The 17,309-nt window shown below is 60.1% G+C and carries 15 protein-coding genes; 3 read left to right on the forward strand and 12 right to left on the reverse strand.

What is annotated here, in order from left to right; genetic code table 11:
* Nucleotides 1-192 precede the first annotated feature (192 nt).
* Nucleotides 193-1,818: a PQQ-dependent sugar dehydrogenase gene (locus ACOQFT_RS18565; RefSeq protein WP_421599354.1), complete on the forward strand. Its 1,626-nt coding sequence runs from the start codon at nucleotides 193-195 to the stop codon at nucleotides 1,816-1,818.
* Nucleotides 1,819-1,927: 109 nt separating this feature from the next.
* On the opposite strand, the gene ACOQFT_RS18570 is transcribed toward ACOQFT_RS18565, so the two are convergent.
* The 7 genes from ACOQFT_RS18570 to ACOQFT_RS18600 form a co-directional block, all read right to left on the reverse strand.
* A complete protein-coding gene (locus tag ACOQFT_RS18570) occupies nucleotides 1,928-2,269 on the reverse strand; it encodes a DUF427 domain-containing protein (protein WP_421599355.1) in 342 nt (113 codons plus the stop codon).
* A gap of 59 nt (nucleotides 2,270-2,328) precedes the next feature.
* A complete protein-coding gene (locus tag ACOQFT_RS18575) occupies nucleotides 2,329-4,110 on the reverse strand; it encodes an aminopeptidase P family protein (protein WP_421599356.1) in 1,782 nt (593 codons plus the stop codon).
* Nucleotides 4,111-4,183: 73 nt separating this feature from the next.
* Nucleotides 4,184-6,061: a cobaltochelatase subunit CobT gene (gene cobT / locus ACOQFT_RS18580; protein WP_421599357.1), complete on the reverse strand. Its 1,878-nt coding sequence runs from the start codon at nucleotides 6,059-6,061 to the stop codon at nucleotides 4,184-4,186.
* Between the two features lie 194 nt (nucleotides 6,062-6,255).
* Nucleotides 6,256-6,960, reverse strand: a complete 705-nt coding sequence (locus ACOQFT_RS18585) for a sulfotransferase family 2 domain-containing protein (RefSeq protein WP_421599358.1) — start codon at nucleotides 6,958-6,960, stop codon at nucleotides 6,256-6,258.
* 27 nt (nucleotides 6,961-6,987) lie between these two features.
* Entirely contained in the window at nucleotides 6,988-7,974 is a 987-nt protein-coding gene (gene cobS / locus ACOQFT_RS18590) for a cobaltochelatase subunit CobS (RefSeq protein ID WP_421599359.1), read from the reverse strand.
* Between the two features lie 181 nt (nucleotides 7,975-8,155).
* Nucleotides 8,156-8,683 carry an NYN domain-containing protein gene (locus ACOQFT_RS18595; protein WP_421599360.1) on the reverse strand — a complete coding sequence of 176 codons (528 nt, stop codon included), beginning with the start codon at nucleotides 8,681-8,683 and terminating at the stop codon, nucleotides 8,156-8,158.
* Between the two features lie 299 nt (nucleotides 8,684-8,982).
* A complete protein-coding gene (locus ACOQFT_RS18600) occupies nucleotides 8,983-9,609 on the reverse strand; it encodes a J domain-containing protein (RefSeq protein ID WP_170441240.1) in 627 nt (208 codons plus the stop codon).
* Nucleotides 9,610-9,716: 107 nt separating this feature from the next.
* Between ACOQFT_RS18600 and ACOQFT_RS18605 the strand changes: the two genes are divergently transcribed.
* Together ACOQFT_RS18605 and ACOQFT_RS18610 are read left to right on the forward strand one after the other, a co-directional pair.
* Entirely contained in the window at nucleotides 9,717-9,971 is a 255-nt protein-coding gene (locus ACOQFT_RS18605; RefSeq protein WP_170441242.1) for a BolA family protein, read from the forward strand.
* 340 nt (nucleotides 9,972-10,311) lie between these two features.
* Complete coding sequence (locus tag ACOQFT_RS18610; protein ID WP_421600068.1) at nucleotides 10,312-10,740, forward strand: peptidoglycan DD-metalloendopeptidase family protein; 429 nt, start codon at nucleotides 10,312-10,314, stop codon at nucleotides 10,738-10,740.
* A 6-nt stretch (nucleotides 10,741-10,746) separates the two neighbouring features.
* Here the strand turns inward: ACOQFT_RS18610 and ACOQFT_RS18615 are convergent, their stop codons facing one another.
* The 5 genes from ACOQFT_RS18615 to pepN all read right to left on the reverse strand — a co-directional run bounded on the left by ACOQFT_RS18615 (nucleotide 10,747) and on the right by pepN (nucleotide 17,255).
* The gene (locus ACOQFT_RS18615; RefSeq protein WP_421599361.1) at nucleotides 10,747-11,163 is read right to left on the reverse strand and encodes a DUF4177 domain-containing protein; all 417 of its coding nucleotides are present in this window, start codon (nucleotides 11,161-11,163) and stop codon (nucleotides 10,747-10,749) included.
* A 141-nt stretch (nucleotides 11,164-11,304) separates the two neighbouring features.
* Nucleotides 11,305-12,816 carry an Asp-tRNA(Asn)/Glu-tRNA(Gln) amidotransferase subunit GatB gene (gene gatB, locus ACOQFT_RS18620; protein WP_421599362.1) on the reverse strand — a complete coding sequence of 504 codons (1,512 nt, stop codon included), beginning with the start codon at nucleotides 12,814-12,816 and terminating at the stop codon, nucleotides 11,305-11,307.
* A gap of 70 nt (nucleotides 12,817-12,886) precedes the next feature.
* On the reverse strand, nucleotides 12,887-14,146 hold the full coding sequence (locus tag ACOQFT_RS18625; RefSeq protein ID WP_421599363.1) for a hypothetical protein: 1,260 nt from the start codon (nucleotides 14,144-14,146) through the stop codon (nucleotides 12,887-12,889).
* A gap of 131 nt (nucleotides 14,147-14,277) precedes the next feature.
* On the reverse strand, nucleotides 14,278-14,706 hold the full coding sequence (locus ACOQFT_RS18630; protein WP_421599364.1) for a hypothetical protein: 429 nt from the start codon (nucleotides 14,704-14,706) through the stop codon (nucleotides 14,278-14,280).
* Complete coding sequence (gene pepN, locus ACOQFT_RS18635; protein ID WP_421599365.1) at nucleotides 14,703-17,255, reverse strand: aminopeptidase N; 2,553 nt, start codon at nucleotides 17,253-17,255, stop codon at nucleotides 14,703-14,705. Before pepN ends, ACOQFT_RS18630 begins: the two co-directional genes overlap by 4 nt.
* Nucleotides 17,256-17,309: the final 54 nt, after the last annotated feature.

The raw sequence follows: 17,309 nt of genomic DNA on the forward strand, positions 1-17,309 counted from the left end.
CTCAACAGCCGCGTGAGCTGGCATGACCGTTTCCGGCATCTGCAGTTGCCAAAAGGACCCGTGATCCACATTCGCCGATCTCGGCAGTTGGAAACGGTCAGCCGGGTTGATACTGCCTGAAAATCCAGTTTCTATGTGCAAGAGCAGCACCTTTTCGCGCATTGGCCAACGAAAAAAACATGAGGTCAGGGAATGAAATTTTTGAAACGGCTTATAACCAGCCCGTTTGTCGTGGTGGCCCTTGTAGCGGCGGTTGTCCTGCTGGTTCTTGAGATCGAGGAACTGCGCAAACGCCCCGTGGGCGTGCCCCATACCGTGCCAGTCTGGTCCGACGATCAGACCACCCAAGTCGAGACCATTTTCACCGCTCTAAACATGCGCGCGCTGGACGTTCCAGTTGAACGCGCCGGAGGCGGCGGGGCCCTGACCAGCCTGGGCAATGACCTGCTTTTGATGACGCATGAAGGCGGGTTTTTCGAAGTAGGCGGGGATGAGGCCCGCAAGCTGGACATAGCCCCTCCGCCGAACGGGTGGGAGGCCATGCTGGATTTCGAGACCGCGAATCCGAACTACAACTTCGCCCATTTTTTCTTTCGCTATAACGATGTGGACGTTGTGGACGATGAGTTGCTCGTTTCGTTCACCGAATGGGTTGAAGGTGACAACTGCTATCGCACCTCGATCGCACGGGCAGATCTGAATGGCGCTGCCGCGGCGGATGCTTCGATCGGCGCGGATGACTGGAGCCTTGTGTTTTCAACAGAGCCTTGCCTGGCGCCCAACCCGAACGGTCGCGCGATTCAAGGGCACATGGCCGGGGGTCGGTTTCGTGTAGACGCAGACGGCACACTTTATCTTGCGGCCGGTGACTATGCGCAGGACGGGATTTATGCGCCGGTGCCGCTGTCTCAGGACCCCGAGCAGATGTATGGCAAGGTGATCGCGATTGATCTTGAAACCGGTGAGAGCCGCATTGTCAGCCAGGGTCATTCGAACATGCAGGGCATCGCATTCGACGACGAGGGTAAGCTGTGGACGGTTGAACATGGCCGGCGCGGCGGGGATGAGTTGAACCTTATCCGCGAAGGCAGAGATTACGGCTGGCCGAAGGTGTCGCTGGGCACACGGTATAACCGGCTGCCGCTGCCCGACACTCTGGACTACGGGCGCCACCCTGAGTTCGAATTGCCTGCTTATTCCTGGTTGCCATCGGTCGCCATCAGCTCGCTGGCCCTTATTGACGATTTCCATCCCGCCTGGGATGGCGATCTGATCGCCGGTTCACTGGCAGGCAACAGCCTTTTCCGCATCCGGACGAAGGGCGACAGCATCCTGTTTAACGAACAAATCCCGCTGGGTTTTCGTATTCGATATGTGCATCAATATGGTGACGCGATTGTTCTGTGGACGGATCAGAAAAAGGTGCTGCACCTGACTGTTGGCGAGTTTGATCCCAGCTATCAATTCGCCGTTTCGAAAATTGGAAACCTCGACCTGTCCAAACACACGGCCGAGGCGGTCGAAACCGCGCTGGAAGGCTGCGCTGAATGCCATGGCTTCGGTGTGCTGCCCAGTGCCGGCGCCCCGTCTTTGGGTGAAGTCTATGGGCGCAAGGTCGCGGGTCTGGCGGATTTCGACTACTCGCAATCTCTTTCTGCCGTCGGCGGTGAGTGGGACCGCAGCCAGCTTGTTGCCTTCCTTGGCAATCCGCAGTCCGTGGCGGGCGAAACGTCCATGCCGGACCCAGCCTTGGATGATCCCGAGGTGATCGACGCGATCGTGGACATCCTGATCTCGCTGCGTCGGCAGGCCGAGTGAAAAGCGGTCTGACTCCATACCCTGAACCGAGAAAAGCACAGGCGCCCTGGCCTGTGCTTTTTTGCTTTTGGAAGCAGGCCGTGCGGCCCCCCCCGGAGGGCCGGATAGCCTAAATTTGCTCAACCTTCACCGACTCGACCGGATAGAAGGCCACATAGCCCTTGATCTCAGCCATGGCGGGCAACGGGTCCTCATAGCTCCACGCCGCGTTCTCGGTCACCGAGGATTTATTGACGATCGAGAAATGCGCCGCGTCCCCTTTATGCGGGCAATGCGTGACCTTATCGGTCATGTCCAGAAATGCCATCGCGATGTCCGAGCGGGGAAAATAGATCACCGGGGTCAGGTCCCCCTCCGACAATTCCAGGGCGCCAGTGCTTTCACCCAGTACAGCGCCACCCGAACGAACGCTCCATTTGCCCGGTGCCTTGCGGATCGTGATCTCTACCATTTCTTTTTCCTCGTCTCTTCTGGGCCGCTCCTCTGCCCGGTATATGTAACAGTCCGGTGTCAAATCGGCGCGGTTGCGGCATCCAACCACAGTTGAGCGTCATCGCCCAGCCTTGGCCGGACCTTTTCCGCAACGTCGCGGTGATAGGCGTTCAGCCAGGTGCGCTCTGCGCTTGTCAGCATATCGACCACAATCAGCCGCCTGTCGATGGGCACATAGGTCAGCGTTCGCCAGTTCAGCATGGCGCGTTCGTCGTCACCGCCGGGCAGGGCCGGGGCCTCTTGCACGACGACAAGGTTTTCGATGCGGATGCCAAACGCGCCTTCGCGATAATATCCCGGCTCGTTCGACAGGATCATGCCGGGCTGCAGCGGCACATGGCTGACTTTCGACAGACGTTGGGGGCCTTCGTGAACGCTCAGATACGCGCCGACCCCATGGCCGACGCCGTGGTTGAAATCCTGCCCCGCAGCCCAAAGCGGCGCACGCGCGATGCCTTCTATGTCGCGCCCGGCCAGCCCAACAGGCCAGCGCAGCATGGACAGGTTAATCATGCCCTTCAACACGCGGGTGAAACAGGATTTTTCCTCGTCGCCCGCATCACCGATGGCGATAGTACGGGTGATGTCCGTGGTGCCATCCAGATATTGCCCGCCGCTGTCGAGAACCAGTATCTGCCCGTCTTCAAGGCGGCTGTCGGTCTCTTCGGTCACGCGGTAATGCATGATCGCGCCATTGGGTCCGGTGCCCGCGATGGTATCGAATGAGATGTCCTGCAGCGCGTTATCCTTGCGGCGGTTTTCCTCAAGCCGGGTGACGACCTGAGTTTCGGTCAGCGTGCCGGGGGGCTGGGCATCCAGCCAGCACAGGGTTTCGATCACCGCCACCGCGTCCCGCAAATGCGCCTCGGCGCTGCCAGCGATTTCGGCTGCGTTCTTGCAGGCCTTGGGCAGGGCGCAGGGATCGCCGTTATCCACGATCCGGTCCTGCAGCACATCCGCAACCGCCTGAGGCAAAGTACCCAAGTCGACCTGAACCTGCCCGTCCAGCGCTTCGATAGCGCTCAGAAACCTGTCCGGCGCATGGATCCGCACCTGTTCGTCCAAAGCCACCGTCAACTTCTCGTCGACCATGAACAGGTCCACGGTCCCGTCGGCGTTCAGAATGGCAAAGCCATACGCCACCGGGTTATACCCGATATCCGAGCCGCGAATGTTCAGCAACCACATGATTGAATCCGGCAAAGTGATTACAGCCGCCGTACAGTCGGCCTCGTGCAGGGCCTCGGCCAGACGGGAGATCTTGCTGTCTGCCGTTTCCCCCGCAAACTCGATCGGGTGCGCTTTGACCAAGTTCATCGGCGGGGCGGGCTGATCTTCCCAAATCCGGTCCACCAGATTGTCACAGCGCAGCAGTTCGATCCCGCTGCCTGCCAGTTCTTTCCGGGCGCTCTCGATTTGACCAGCGGCATGAAGCCAGGGATCAAAGCCCACCTTGCCGCCGTCCGGCAACTGCTCTTTCAGCCACGCACTGAGACTGATTTCGGGCCACGGCACGGGCGTATATTCCGCGGCAACCTGCGCCTTCACCTGTGTCCGATAGCGGCCATCGACGAATACACCTGCGATGTCGGTCAAAACGGCACAAAACCCAGCCGATCCGGTGAAGCCGGTCAGCCAGGCCAACCGCTCGTCCCGAGGGGCTACATATTCGCCCTGATGTACATCCGCGCGTGGGATCAGGAACCCGTCCAGCCCTTCTCGCGCAATCTCTAGGCGCAATGCAGCCAACCGAGGCGGCCCCTGTTCCGGACGCGCGGTGACTTCAAAGGACTGAAACATTTCCTACTTCTCCTAACCCGGGCTTACCCCTTCATCTTTTTGGAAAATACTCCCGCCGGAGGCAAGGCCAGCCTCAGCTGGCCTTCTTCATTCCCATCACCCGCGCCCGAGCCCGCGGGTCGCTGTCAAACAACGCTGCCAGTTGCTCGGTCATTGCGCCTGCCAACTGTTCCACATCCGTGATTGTCACCGCGCGGTCATAATAGCGGGTCACATCGTGGCCGATCCCAATAGCCAACAGTTCCACCATCTTGCGTTTTTCGACCATGGCAATCACGTCGCGCAGGTGTTTCTCAAGATAATTCGCGGGGTTGACGCTGAGCGTTGAATCGTCGACCGGTGCGCCGTCCGAGATCACCATCAGGATCTTGCGCTGTTCGCGCCGGGCCAGCATCCGGCGATGCGCCCACTCCAAGGCCTCACCGTCGATATTTTCCTTCAACAGGCCCTCTTTCATCATCAAACCCAGATTGGGCCGCGCCCGCCGCCACGGTGCATCCGCGCCCTTATAGATGATGTGCCTCAGATCGTTCAGACGCCCCGGCTGCTGCGGGCGGCCATCGTTCAGCCACGCCTCGCGCGCCTGACCGCCTTTCCAGGCGCGGGTGGTGAAACCCAGAATTTCGACCTTCACGTTGCAACGCTCCAGTGTGCGCGCCAGAACGTCGGCACAGATCGCGGCAATCGAGATCGGACGGCCCCGCATCGACCCCGAGTTGTCCAGCAGCAGCGTCACCACCGTATCGCGGAACTCAGTGTCTTTCTCGACCTTGAAGCTCAGCGGAGTGGTCGGGTTCGCCACCACGCGCGCCAGACGGCCCGCGTCCAGAATGCCTTCCTCGCGGTCGAACTCCCAACTGCGGTTCTGTTGCGCCTGCAGGCGGCGCTGCAGCTTGTTGGCCAAGCGGCTGACCGCACCCTTCAGTGGCTCCAGCTGCTGATCCAGATAAGCGCGCAGCCGTTCCAGCTCGGCCGGTTCGGCCAAGTCCTCGGCGGCGATCTCTTCGTCATAGGTGTTCAGATACACCTTGTATTCCGGATCGGCCTCGGACGCGGGGGCCGGGGCAGGCGGCTCCAGCGGTGCCTCGCCTTCGGGCATCTCGGCCTCTTCGCCCATCTCTTCATCGGCCATCTCGTCCATCGAGACCTGAGCCTGAGACTGGTCCTGCTGTTCTTCCTGCGTCTGTTCCGGGTTGGCGTCAGCGTCCTGTTCGTCCTGATCGTCCTGACCGGTGCTGTCAGGATCGGGTTGTTCCTCGGCGTCTTCCTCGGCCTGATCTTCCTGCTCGTCGTCCAGTTCATCCGGGTCGTCGCCCAACTGGTCGCCATAGCCCAGATCCTTGATCATCTGCCGCGCGAACTTGGCGAATTCGGCTTGATCCGAGAGGGTTTCATCCAGGTTTTCCAGCGTCCCGCCGGCCTGTTCCTCGATAAACCCGCGCCACAGGTTCATGATGTTTTCGGCGGCAGGCGGCAGGTCGCGTCCGGTGGCCAGATGGCGGATCAAATAGCCCGCCGCAACCGCCAGCGGTGCATCCGCAGGCTGTTTGCACTGATCATATCCTCGGCGCAACGCCTCATGCCCAATCTTGACGTCAATATTGCTGGCCGTGCCGGGCATGTCCCGCGCGCCCATCGCCTCGCATCGGGCAACCTCCATCGCTTCATAGAGGTCCCGCGCCATATCACCCGGAGGCGCATAACGCGCATGGGTCGCGTCATCATGATATCGGCGCTGCAACGCAAGGGCATCCGCCGTCCCGCGCGCCAGCAGAACCTCTTCGCGGGTCATCCGGCGGCTGACTTGCGGCAGGCGCATTGACTCACCCGTCAGTCCCGACGGATCGACCGTATAAGAGACGTTCAGTTCCGGGTCGTCGGCCATCACCTTGGTGGCCTCGGCCAGGGCCTTCTTGAACGGATCGGCGGGGTTGTCGTTGGGTTTGCTCATCGGCGGCAGGTCCGGACTTGTTCTGTTCGGGCAACCTAGAGCCATTCCGGTGCCTTGGCCATAGGTCCACCCCCGTTTTCCCATGAAACCAGCGCGGTGCTTACGGCAGAACCTCGGTGCATTCGGAAATCCAGCGCGCAAGCCGCCGTTCCGTCCCGGCGGCGGCCCGTTCGTTCATCTGAACGCGTTGGCACCTATGCGTACAGGTTAAACCACCTGGAAACCCCGTCCAGCGCACCTTTCAGACCCGTCGCAGGAAAGAACTCCTGATCCTTGCCGTGGTGCGAATCCAGAACGGTTTCCGCCAAATGGTCCATTTGTCCGGCATTTAGTGCAACCGGATTGTTGACGGCGCTGGAGTTTACCTTTTTGGCGGGTATGTCGGACAGATCGAACCCGTTTTTCCGCCCAAACTTTTTCAGCCCGCTTTGCAGTTTTGCAAAATTCAGCAGTGAAACACGTGCTCCGGACGCATGTAGGGCACTGGTATTGAGCATCAATCGTGCGGGGATATTCTGGGTATCCAGCAGATTCGAGATGGAATGGTTGGTCGATACAAGCGCCTCGAATTCCTGCAAGTCGATGGGTTCGTTGCGGGCGTCTAGGCCAAAGCCGCCGTCTTCCTGTTCACGCATCCAGCGGTGGGGCGAGTAGTACAGTGAGATCATCCGCTCGACCGGAGGGCGGGCAAAAGCATAAACTGTATAGCCGGAAAAGGCCGGGCCAATCAGGTCGCAGTACTCTGCCAGGGTCTGGTGCTTGGACTTGGTCGCTTGGCCATTCAGTTCAAATCGGTCGGTGCCGTCCTGATGCCCGCTGGTGATGATCGCGTCGTCGGAAAACCGAAGGAAGCAGCGGGTAAAGAAGTTTCCTCCGGTTTTCGGAACGTGAATGAACACGCACTTTTGCTTAGCGAAATGCACGTCTTAGCCCAGACTTGCACTTGCTGCGCTTTCGGGCAGTTCCTCGTCAAAGCAACGCTGGTAGAACTCAGCTACCGTCTGGCGCTCCAGCTCATCACATTTGTTGAGGAAGGACAGGCGGAAGGCGTAACCCACGTCGCGGAAAATCTCGGCGTTTTGGGCCCAGTTGATCACGGTCCGGGGGCTCATCACAGTCGACAGGTCACCATTCATGAAGGCTGTCCGGGTCAGGTCGGCAACGGTGACCATCTGGCTGACGGTCTTGCGGCCCTTTTCGGTGTTGTAATGCGGCGCCTTGGACAGAACGATCATCGTCTCGGCATCGTGGCTGAGATAGTTCAGCGTCGAGACCAGCGACCAGCGGTCCATCTGCGCCTGGTTAATCTGTTGCGTACCGTGGTACAGGCCGGTTGTGTCGCCCAGGCCCACGGTGTTTGCGGTGGCGAACAGGCGGAAGTTCGGGTTCGGGGTGATGATCTCGTTCTGGTCCAGCAGTGTCAGCTTGCCGTCATGCTCCAGCACCCGCTGGATCACGAACATCACGTCCGCGCGGCCGGCGTCGTATTCATCGAACACGATGGCAACAGGGTTGCGCAGCGCCCAGGGCAGGATGCCTTCGTGAAACTCAGTGACTTGCTTGCCGTCGCGCAGCTTGATCGCGTCCTTACCGATCAGGTCAATCCGGCTGATATGGCTGTCCAGGTTCACGCGGACGGCAGGCCAGTTCAGACGGGCGGCAACCTGTTCGATATGGGTGGATTTACCGGTGCCGTGATAGCCCTGAATCATCACCCGGCGATTATGGGTGAAACCCGCCAGAATCGCCAGCGTGGTCTCGGGGTCGAACTTGTAGGTATGGTCGATCACCGGCACCCGATCGCTACGCTCGGCAAAGCCCTTGACCGCCATGTCGCTGTCAATGCCGAACACTTCACGGACCGAGATATCCTCGGTGGGCTTTGCATTGATATCAATCGATCCGTCAGCCATGCGCGTCGTCCTTATCCTTTGGCCCGTATTGCCGGGTTTGAACCCGTGTGTGGTGCAACATATTGCGGGCAAGGGCAAGGGAAAGAGGTGATGGCGCTAGGTTAGCCGGATGTTTTCCTGAAACTGGCCTTATTCTGCAAATGACAACACTTATTCACATCCAGACTCAGCCCGACAAGTGTCATGTTTCGCGACCTAGCTCCAACGCCAGCCAGAGTTTTCCGTGCTTATATCCACCCGATACCAGTGCCCCTGTTTGCAGAACGTCGGAAAAGTCATCGAACCAATCGCGAAACCGGTCGTTTGACACGATCCGCGCCTTGTTATCCCGGGCTGCGTTCAGAATGAACGGATCAGCGGGGTTGCCTTTTGGTGCGACCATCACACGGCTTGAGGGCAGGTCCAGAAGACGGCCCAACGCGCGATCATCCAGATACCGGTCGCAGAGCTTGTACCCTGCGTTGGCATCGAAGACGACTGCAGGTTTCAGCCCCGATCCCGCCAACTCGGACAATACCTCGCGCAAGGTATCGATATCTGCTTTGCCGTTTTTCCAGTGCATGACGTTCGACCCATCTACCAGCACCCAGCTTGCCCTGGATCTGAACCGATGCAAGGCGCTCTGGATCAGCAATATCAGGCTGCCGGTCACACAGGGTACAAACACCAGAAACCAGTCATATCTGACAGGATCAAGTGCAGCAAACATGAGGCCGCACATCGAAATGAACAGAAGAACCAAAGGAGGGCGCATCAATAAATGCTCGCAATTAAAACGGCATTCCGACCGCGGTGGTTTTGAATTGCCGCGGATACCCAAACTGGTACTCCGGGCCGGCTTGTCTTGCAACTGTCAGGTCAATTCCGGGGTCTCGGCTAAACAGGCGTCAGACGGACAAAATTCAACACCCGCCATACACGCCGCGCAGCCGGTTCTGCGCCGTGCCACGCGGCAGCACGTTCGTGCCGCCTAAGGTGACGTTTCCGGCGCGCAGGCCGACGCTGTGCCTACTTGAAATTCCGGCTGTCCTTGATCTGATCCCAGGCCCAGACGACCTCTTGCAGTTGTTCTTCCTGAGACCGGTCGCCGCCGTTCATGTCCGGGTGCAGCACCTTGATCAGCTTTTTATAGGCCTTGCGCACTTCGGCCTTGGTCCAGCTGTCATTGGCCTCGAGAATTTCGATCGCGCGGCGTTCGGTGGGGGGCAGGCGACGGCCGCCGCCGCCCGAGGTGCGCCCCTTGTTCTGCGTGCTGTTTGCACCCAGCACCTGATGCGGGTCCTCGATGCCCAGACGTGCCCAAGCGCGGGCCTCGGGGTCACCCATAGGTTTGGTTTCGCGCTCCCATACTTTGTCCTTGGATCGCTGCGCGTTCAACTCGGCCTCGGTGGTGCCGTCAAAGAAATTCCATTTCTGGTTATATTCACGCACGTGTTGCTGGCAGAACCAGAAGAAATCATCCAGAACATCCGGTGCTTTCGGCGCGCGGAACTTGCCCGCCTCTTCGCAGCCTTCGTGGTCGCAGATGCGCACCGAGGTCTCAGACGCACCCGACATCCCCCGACGCCCGCGCGGGTTCTTTTTCTTGGCGCTGGAGACGGACATATCGAATCCGAAAGGGTCTGATTTCGTCATGCTGTGATCCTTAAGAACGCATCTTCTCGACTCGGAGGCAGCAGTTTAATCTAAGCAGCCGAAAGTAGAAGAGGGGGGCGGTAAAATTTTTACCGCTGAGCGAAAAAATGACTGTGACCGACGAAATCCGAGCCCGCCTGCAGGCGGCATTTGATCCGCGAGAGCTTGAAGTCATCGATGACAGCGAAAGCCACCGCGGCCATGCGGGGTATCAGGATGGCGGTGAAAGCCATTTCAACGTCCGCATCCGCGCCAGCGCGTTCGCAGGCCAATCCCGCGTTGTCCGCCACCGCGCGGTCCACAAGGCATTGGGCGATATCGTGCCGCGTATTCACGCCTTGGCGCTGGATATCGGGGAATAAGCTACAGAAATTCGTTGGTTTATGCTGCGAAGCACCAAATCAGAAAACCGTTGACAGACGACTGCGTCGCTTTTCAAGTTAAGGAATGCGACGTTTTGTAGAAAGATCTTTTGCGTTCAGGGTCCTGCTGGCAGTTTGCCTATTGCTTCAGCTTCCATCTTCGTCTGCATCGCAGGACCTTGTTCTGGTCTCACCGGATGGCAAACCGGTCGTTCACGGCGTGTCCAGCCGATTTCGGCGGACGGGGGGGCTGTGCCTGGACTATGGTAAGACGCGTTTGCGCAATGGGCAAAAATACAAGGTGGTCGAGCCCAGCCGCACAATTACCAGTCATGAGGGGATGGATTTTTGCAAACGTGCCGGCTCACCGGTGATTTCGCCCGTCAACGGGCGGATCAAGTATATCGAGCAAGACAACGCGGTATATGGCGGGGTTGTTGGGATTAGCATGGATGTCTCGGTTCGGCCCAGACCGGGGCAGGCCAAACAAAAAATGTTCCTTGAGATGGTTCATGTGGTGCCGGTCTCTGGGCTAAGGCGCGGCCAGCGCGTCCAGGCGGGCCAAGTGGTTGCTTACGTCCAAAAGGCGAACCGTCCAAGCATCGGAAAAACGCCCCACGTTCATTTCGCGGTCAGGCGTTGCGATCACTGGCCAACGTGCCACGTAGATCCGAACCTGTTCTGGCGAGACGGGCCGGGGCGCTTGTCCTGCTACGACCCCGCAAAGCCGCTTCCAAAGGGGCGGATTGTTGCGCCGGTCCCGTGTTGACGTCTGTTAGCTCTGAGGCTCTTCCCCGGATTCCGTCTTTCTTTCGGCCCCTTTCAGCGATAACGGGGGTTCCTTGGCCTCTTCCGCAATAGGGGCGGGAGCCTCAACGGCATCTGGTCCTGGAATTGGCTTTGCTTGCGACACGCTTTCATCGGCCTCGGGCGGGATCTGGGATGATGCATTAGTGTCCTCGGCCTCTCGGCGGAATACCAGAACATTGCGCCAGTTCACCGTCGAACCGGTCAGGCCTGCGCGTTCCTCGCTGGGCAGCAATTCGGCGCGCTGGTATTCCCAGCCGTCCTGACCCATCTGGTTCAGTACCTGTTCGACCGATGCGGCAAACCGGCCTTCTGCGGTTTTCTCACCTTTGGCCTTGATGCCTTTTTGCGGGGCGGGGACAACTTTGTATTCGTAGCGCTGCATCGGATTTTCCTGCTGTCGGGTCCCGGCAATCTAACATGCTGGAGATTTTGGGAAAGTCATCTTCGCGCGGAAAGAGACGGAAAAGAAAAACGGCGGGGTTTTGCGCAAACCCCACCGTCAGCATTTCGTATCCAGATCGATTTACGAACCCAGCTTTTGGCTGACCAGTTCGTTGACCGCCTTCGGGTTGGCCTTGCCGCCGGTGGCTTTCATCACCTGACCGACAAACCAGCCCGCCAGTTTCGGGTTCACCTTGGCTTTTTCGACCTGCGCCGGGTTGGCGGCGATGATCTCGTCCAAAGCGGCCTCAATGGCGCCGGTATCGGTGACCTGCTTCATGCCGCGTTCTTCGACGATCTGCGCCGGGTCGCCGCCTTCGGTATAGACGATTTCGAACAGGTCCTTGGCGATTTTGCCCGAGATGGCGTCCGAGGCGATCAGGTCGATGATCGCGCCCAGCTGAGCGGGGGAAACCGGGCTTTCGGTGATGTCGTGATCTTCTTTTTTCAGACGGCCAAACAGTTCGTTGATGACCCAGTTGGCGGCCAGTTTGCCGTTGCGGCCCTTGGCGACCTCTTCGAAATAGGCAGCCGATTCCACCTCGGCAGTCAGAACCGACGCGTCATAGTCGGTCAGGCCGAATTCGCTGATGAACCGCGCCTTTTTGTCATCGGGCAGTTCCGGCAGTTTTGCGGCGATGTCGTCCACCCATGCCTGCTCGATCTCCAACGGCAGCAGGTCGGGGTCGGGGAAGTAGCGGTAGTCATGTGCTTCTTCCTTGGACCGCATCGAGCGGGTCTCGCCCTTGTCCGGGTCATACAGGCGGGTTTCCTGATCCACCTTGCCGCCACCTTCGACGATGGCGATCTGGCGACGGGCTTCGACCTCGATCGCTTGCTGGATGAAGCGCATCGAGTTCATGTTCTTGATTTCGCAGCGGGTGCCCAGATGCGAGAAATCCTGCGTTTCCTGGTACTTTTCATACGCACCCGGCAAACAGATCGAGACGTTCACGTCCGCCCGCAGGTTGCCGTTCTGCATGTTACCGTCGCAGGTGCCCAGATAGCGCATGATCTGGCGCAGCTTGGCGATATAAGCGGCGGCCTCTTCGGGGCCACGGATATCGGGGCGCGAGACGATCTCCATCAGGCAGACGCCGGTCCGGTTCAGGTCCACAAAGGACATATGCGGGTCCATGTCGTGGATCGACTTGCCCGCGTCCTGCTCCATATGGATACGTTCGATGCGGACCATGCGCGCGGTGCCATCGCCCATCTCGACCAGCACTTCACCTTCGCCCACGATGGGATGGTACAGCTGGGAAATCTGGTAGCCCTGCGGCAGGTCAGGATAGAAATAGTTCTTGCGGTCAAAGGCCGATTTCAGGTTGATATCCGCCTTCAGGCCCAGCCCGGTGCGCACGGCCTGTTCCACGCAATATTCGTTGATCACCGGCAGCATCCCCGGCATTGCGGCATCCACAAAGGCCACGTTCGAGTTCGGCTCGGCCCCGAATTGGGTCGATGCGCCGGAAAACAGTTTTGCGTTGGATGAGACCTGAGCGTGCACCTCCATCCCGATCACCAGTTCCCAATCGTGCTTGGCCCCGGCAATGGTTTTAACTTTGGGCATTTCGTATGTCAGGTCGAGCATGGCGCGCCTCATTTCCGCAGAAGTCTAAGCCTGCGTATTAGGCCCGGCAGGGGCTAGGGGCAAGGGGGAATCAGTGCTCAGACAGGCGCAGACCCGACGGTGTGAAGGTCACGTCCATACCGCTGCGCAGTTCTTCGCGGAACAGATCGCCGATGGCGCGCAGGGCCTGGCGCTGGCCCCGGGCTGCAAACCGTTCGGCCGAGTTGATGCGGACCGAGTTGTTGAACCCGCTCGCGGCATGCGCCCAGATCAGCGGGTGCAGTTCTGTCATGTGGTCGCGGATCAGCCAGTTGGCGGCCTTGTGAATCTGCGAGCGCACCAGATCGGCCTTGTCGTTCAGGCCCAGCCCGCCCTGGATCGTGGTGGCGCAATAGGCCGACAGCATGTTCACGGTTTGCTGATCCGGGCGGCGATGCAAAATGTCGTGCAGGCCTTCCAGGAAATACTCGACATCCAGCCGCGCGCAGGCCTCTTCATCCAATGCGATGGCGTCAAACTGTACCCATGTATACCCGCCAGCGCCCCAGATACCGCAGGTGCGGGCCGCGTTGCGCAACGCCTGAACCTCAAGCTCTTCGTAGCTGCCGAACCAGCGCGGCAGAAGATGGGTGCCCATCGCCCGCATGTGGCGTTGGTTGTGCGGGTCCAGCGTGATCAGCCGTTCGTATTCGTCGGCCACGCGCAGGTCGGCTTTGCGCTGACCGGCCATCAGGGCGCAACCGGTTGCGGCAACCAACGGGCTGTCCGACGCGGCTGCGCGGCATTTCGGCAAAAGGGCCGCGGCGCGGTCGAAATGCGCGGCACAGCGCGACCGGTGCAGCGGAGGCAAGTTGGCATCCGTCGCGGTTCCGCGCCATGCCCAGGCCAGGTCGATATGCGCCAGGGCGACCACCAGCGCGATCATCGGATCATCGGGCTGCGCGCGCATTTCGTCTTCCAATTCAGAGATACCGCCCAGCAGGTCATACTCGGAAAGGGCGGCCCCGTCGGACAGGGCGTGTTCGACAGCCAGAACCACGTCGGACCGGGCGCCAAAGGCCAGCAGATCCGCAATCGGCATCCCGTCGGGCGCGGTCGTGCGGGATTCGTCTGCGGCCCGCATCTGGCGCGACAGTTCGGCCCAGCGGTCCTGTCTGGCCAGCGTGCGCCCAAGTTCAATGGTGTCGCGTCCAACCAGATCCCCGGCGCAGGCCCGGGCCAGCGGAATATTCAGTTGCCCCGCGTCCGGCAGACCAGCCGCCACGGCGCAATCGGCTGCGCGCATGTCCTGCGTAATCTGACGGGAAGGCAAAGAAGAGCGGGCCTGACGCGCCCGGAAAAACCGAAACATGGTAAAACTCGAAACTGAAACAAACAGGTAGGCTGACTTGAGATTTTGGCTGAAATTCACCTCAAATTCAAGCTTTTTGCGGGGTGGGAGGGGATGTGCCGGGTGAATGGCATCCTTTAGGGCACATTGTTTCAGAAAACGGTGAAATGATGCCGCTCGACCCGGAAACCAGCCTTTTGCAGGGTGACTTCAAGCTCATTGTGGGGGGGCGTGGACTCGTCAGGCAGCCGAATCCGCTTGCCCGATGTCAGTGCCACAGAGACGCGGACCGAGAAATCCCAGCGGGTGTCGAACCGGATGTGGTCGATATCCGCGAGAGGGATTTCGCCCTCACGATTGCCCGAGAACCACTTTATCCGGTCGTGATCCAGAGTCATCCCCGCGCGCGTGCCATGCACGACATCCCACAATGCGGGCAGGGTGGACAGGGCCAGGAGCCCGACCAGCCACCACGCCGCATCGAACAGGACCAGCAAGGCCACCAGCGCCACGTAGATACTGATCAGGATCAGAATCGTACGCGGCGTCTGGTTGTGACGCGTGAAGGTGAACGGGATCATGCGTCGAGGATTCGGGTCACCATTTCGGTGGTATCCCGCGACAGCTCTGGCGTGTCGGCGATACGGGTCAGTTGGGCCCGGATCAGGGCCTGACGGTCGGCGTCATAGCGTTTCCATGTCTGGAAAGCCGTGCACATCCGCGCTGTCGTCTGCGGATTCACCGGGTCCAACCGGATCAGCCAGTCCGCCAGCAAGGCATATCCGTCCCCATTCGCATAGTGGAAACCGGCGTGGTTCATGGTCAGCGCCCCCATGACCGCGCGGAAGCGGTTGGGATTCTTCCAATTGAAATCAGCGTGCCCGGTCAGCGCGCGCGCGATACCCGCTGTGGCCTCGGGGTCGGCGGTGGTCACCTGAAGGCCGAACCACTTGTCCATCACAAGCCGATCATGCTGCCACTGGTCATAGAACGCAGCCAGTTCCTGCTGGCCTGTCCCGGCCCGCAACAGGCACGACAGGGCTGTCAATTGGTACGTCATGTTGTTGGCAGCGGCATATTCCTCGGCCGCTTTGGCGCCACCATCCAGCCGCGATGTCAGATACAGCGCGGCACCACCAAGCGCGCGTTTACCCGCCTGATCGGCGTCGGGGCTGAACGGAGCGTCGATCAGGGTCTCACTATGCAGCCGTGGCAGCAGGTCCTGCACATGTTGCGCTGTCGCCTGCCGCAGGGTTTCCACGGCCCGCCAAATTGCCATCGGGTCCGGGGTTTCTCCGGCCTCGAACAGCGCCGCGGCCAGTTCGGATTGTGTCGGCAAGCCCAGCATCAGCGCGCGATAGGCCGGTTCCAGATCGCCATCACGCAGCACCGCCAGAATGCCGTCCAGATAGTCGGTGCCGGGTGCGCTGTCTTCGCGGATCATGCGCAGCAGCGTGTCCTCTGCCAGCGACCGTCCGGCCTGCCAGCGGTTGAACGGGTCGGTGTCGTGGGCCAGCAGAAAGGCGCGCTCGGCATCCGTGTGGTCGTGCTCCAGAATGACCGGCGCCGAAAAGTCGCGCAGGATCGAGGCCACCGGCTTGGCGGCCAGCCCGGAGAACTGAAAGCTCTGCTCGGCCTCAGTCAGTTCCAGAATCTCGGTCGCGCGAACCTCGTCCCCGTTGGCGCCCAACAGTCCGACGGCAACCGGGATCACCTGCGGCAGTTTTTCAGTCTGACCGGGGGTCGGCTCGGTGCGCTGCGACAGGGTCAGGGTGTAGGTGCCGTCTGCATATTCCTCGGCCACGGTCACACGCGGCGTGCCTGACTGGCTGTACCAGCGTTTGAACTGGGTCAGATCGCGGCCCGTTGTATCCTCGAACACCTTGATCCAGTCTTCGATGGTGCAGGCCTGCCCGTCGTGTCGGTCGAAATAGAGGTCCAGCGCCTGCGCATAGGCCTCATCCCCCACCAGCCGTTTCAGCATCCCGATCACTTCGGCACCTTTTTCATAAACGGTGGCGGTGTAGAAGTTGTTGATTTCCTGAAAGCTTTCCGGTCGGACAGGGTGCGAGAGCGGCCCGTTGTCCTCGGGGAATTGACGCGCGCGCAGGTCGATGGCGTCCTGGATGCGTTTCACCGAGCCCGAGCGCATGTCGGATGTGAACTGCGCGTCGCGGAAGACGGTCAGGCCCTCTTTCAGGCACAGCTGGAACCAGTCGCGGCAGGTGATGCGGTTGCCGGTCCAGTTGTGGAAATACTCATGCGCGATGATCGCCTCGATCCGTTCGAAATTGGCATCGGTCGAGGTCTCGGGGCTGGCCAGAACAGCCGAGGAGTTGAAGATGTTCAGCCCCTTGTTCTCCATCGCGCCCATGTTGAAATCGTCCACGGCCACGATGTTGAACACGTCCAGATCGTATTCACGGCCATAGACGTCTTCGTCCCATTTCATCGACTTCTTCAGCGCCTCCATGCCGAAGGCGCATTTACCCTCGTCACCGGGGCGGACCCAAAGGTTCAATTCTACGTCCCGGCCCGACTTGGTGGTGAACTGGCCCGGATGGGCGATCAGGTCGCCCGCAACCAGTGCAAACAGATAAGCCGGTTTGGGCCACGGATCCGTCCATTCGGCCCAGCCTTCGCCTTTGCCCGTGGGGTTTCCGTTGGACAGCAGCACTGGAAGGTCCCCATTGATGCGCACGGTGAAGGTCGACATCACATCTGGACGGTCGGGGTAATAGGTGATCTTGCGGAATCCCTCGGCCTCGCATTGGGTACAGTACATGCCGTTCGACATATACAGCCCTTCAAGCGCGGTGTTGTTGGCGGGGTCGACCTCGACCACGGCCTCCCAGACAAAGGGCGCGTCGGGGGCGTTTGCTGTCAGGCCCTTGTCGGTGACCCCGGGCGAGATTTCTTTACCGTCAATGACCGCGCGGATCAGGGTCAGGTCTTCGCCATGCAGGAAAAAGGTTCGATCGGTGGCCTCGGGATTCGGCCGGAAGGCAATGCGCGAGGTGACACGGGTGGCGTTTGCGGCCAGATCGAATGTCAGGTGTACGCTGTCCACCAGATAGCCGAACGGCGTGTAGTCTTTCAGGTAGATTGTCGTGGGGGCAGCGTCGCGCATTGGGGGCCTCGCATCAGTTGGTTCGGGCGCGACGTTAGGGGCTTCGTCGGGGGG

The sequence above is a fragment of the Ruegeria sp. MALMAid1280 genome, from assembly GCF_049195285.1.
Classification (GTDB): Bacteria; Pseudomonadota; Alphaproteobacteria; order Rhodobacterales; family Rhodobacteraceae; genus Ruegeria.

What these genes read in the sequence shown, in the direction of transcription:
- ACOQFT_RS18565 (WP_421599354.1), top strand. Translation starts at nt 193, where the DNA reads ATGAAATTTTTGAAACGGCTTATAACCAGCCCGTTTGTCGTGGTGGCC.
- ACOQFT_RS18615 (WP_421599361.1), bottom strand. Translation starts at nt 11,163, where the DNA reads ATGCAGCGCTACGAATACAAAGTTGTCCCCGCCCCGCAAAAAGGCATC.
- ACOQFT_RS18605 (WP_170441242.1), top strand. Translation starts at nt 9,717, where the DNA reads ATGACTGTGACCGACGAAATCCGAGCCCGCCTGCAGGCGGCATTTGAT.
- ACOQFT_RS18610 (WP_421600068.1), top strand. Translation starts at nt 10,312, where the DNA reads ATGGATTTTTGCAAACGTGCCGGCTCACCGGTGATTTCGCCCGTCAAC.
- gatB (WP_421599362.1), bottom strand. Translation starts at nt 12,816, where the DNA reads ATGCTCGACCTGACATACGAAATGCCCAAAGTTAAAACCATTGCCGGG.
- ACOQFT_RS18625 (WP_421599363.1), bottom strand. Translation starts at nt 14,146, where the DNA reads ATGTTTCGGTTTTTCCGGGCGCGTCAGGCCCGCTCTTCTTTGCCTTCC.
- cobT (WP_421599357.1), bottom strand. Translation starts at nt 6,061, where the DNA reads ATGAGCAAACCCAACGACAACCCCGCCGATCCGTTCAAGAAGGCCCTG.
- cobS (WP_421599359.1), bottom strand. Translation starts at nt 7,974, where the DNA reads ATGGCTGACGGATCGATTGATATCAATGCAAAGCCCACCGAGGATATC.
- ACOQFT_RS18600 (WP_170441240.1), bottom strand. Translation starts at nt 9,609, where the DNA reads ATGACGAAATCAGACCCTTTCGGATTCGATATGTCCGTCTCCAGCGCC.
- ACOQFT_RS18630 (WP_421599364.1), bottom strand. Translation starts at nt 14,706, where the DNA reads ATGATCCCGTTCACCTTCACGCGTCACAACCAGACGCCGCGTACGATT.
- ACOQFT_RS18595 (WP_421599360.1), bottom strand. Translation starts at nt 8,683, where the DNA reads ATGTTTGCTGCACTTGATCCTGTCAGATATGACTGGTTTCTGGTGTTT.
- ACOQFT_RS18570 (WP_421599355.1), bottom strand. Translation starts at nt 2,269, where the DNA reads ATGGTAGAGATCACGATCCGCAAGGCACCGGGCAAATGGAGCGTTCGT.
- ACOQFT_RS18575 (WP_421599356.1), bottom strand. Translation starts at nt 4,110, where the DNA reads ATGTTTCAGTCCTTTGAAGTCACCGCGCGTCCGGAACAGGGGCCGCCT.
- pepN (WP_421599365.1), bottom strand. Translation starts at nt 17,255, where the DNA reads ATGCGCGACGCTGCCCCCACGACAATCTACCTGAAAGACTACACGCCG.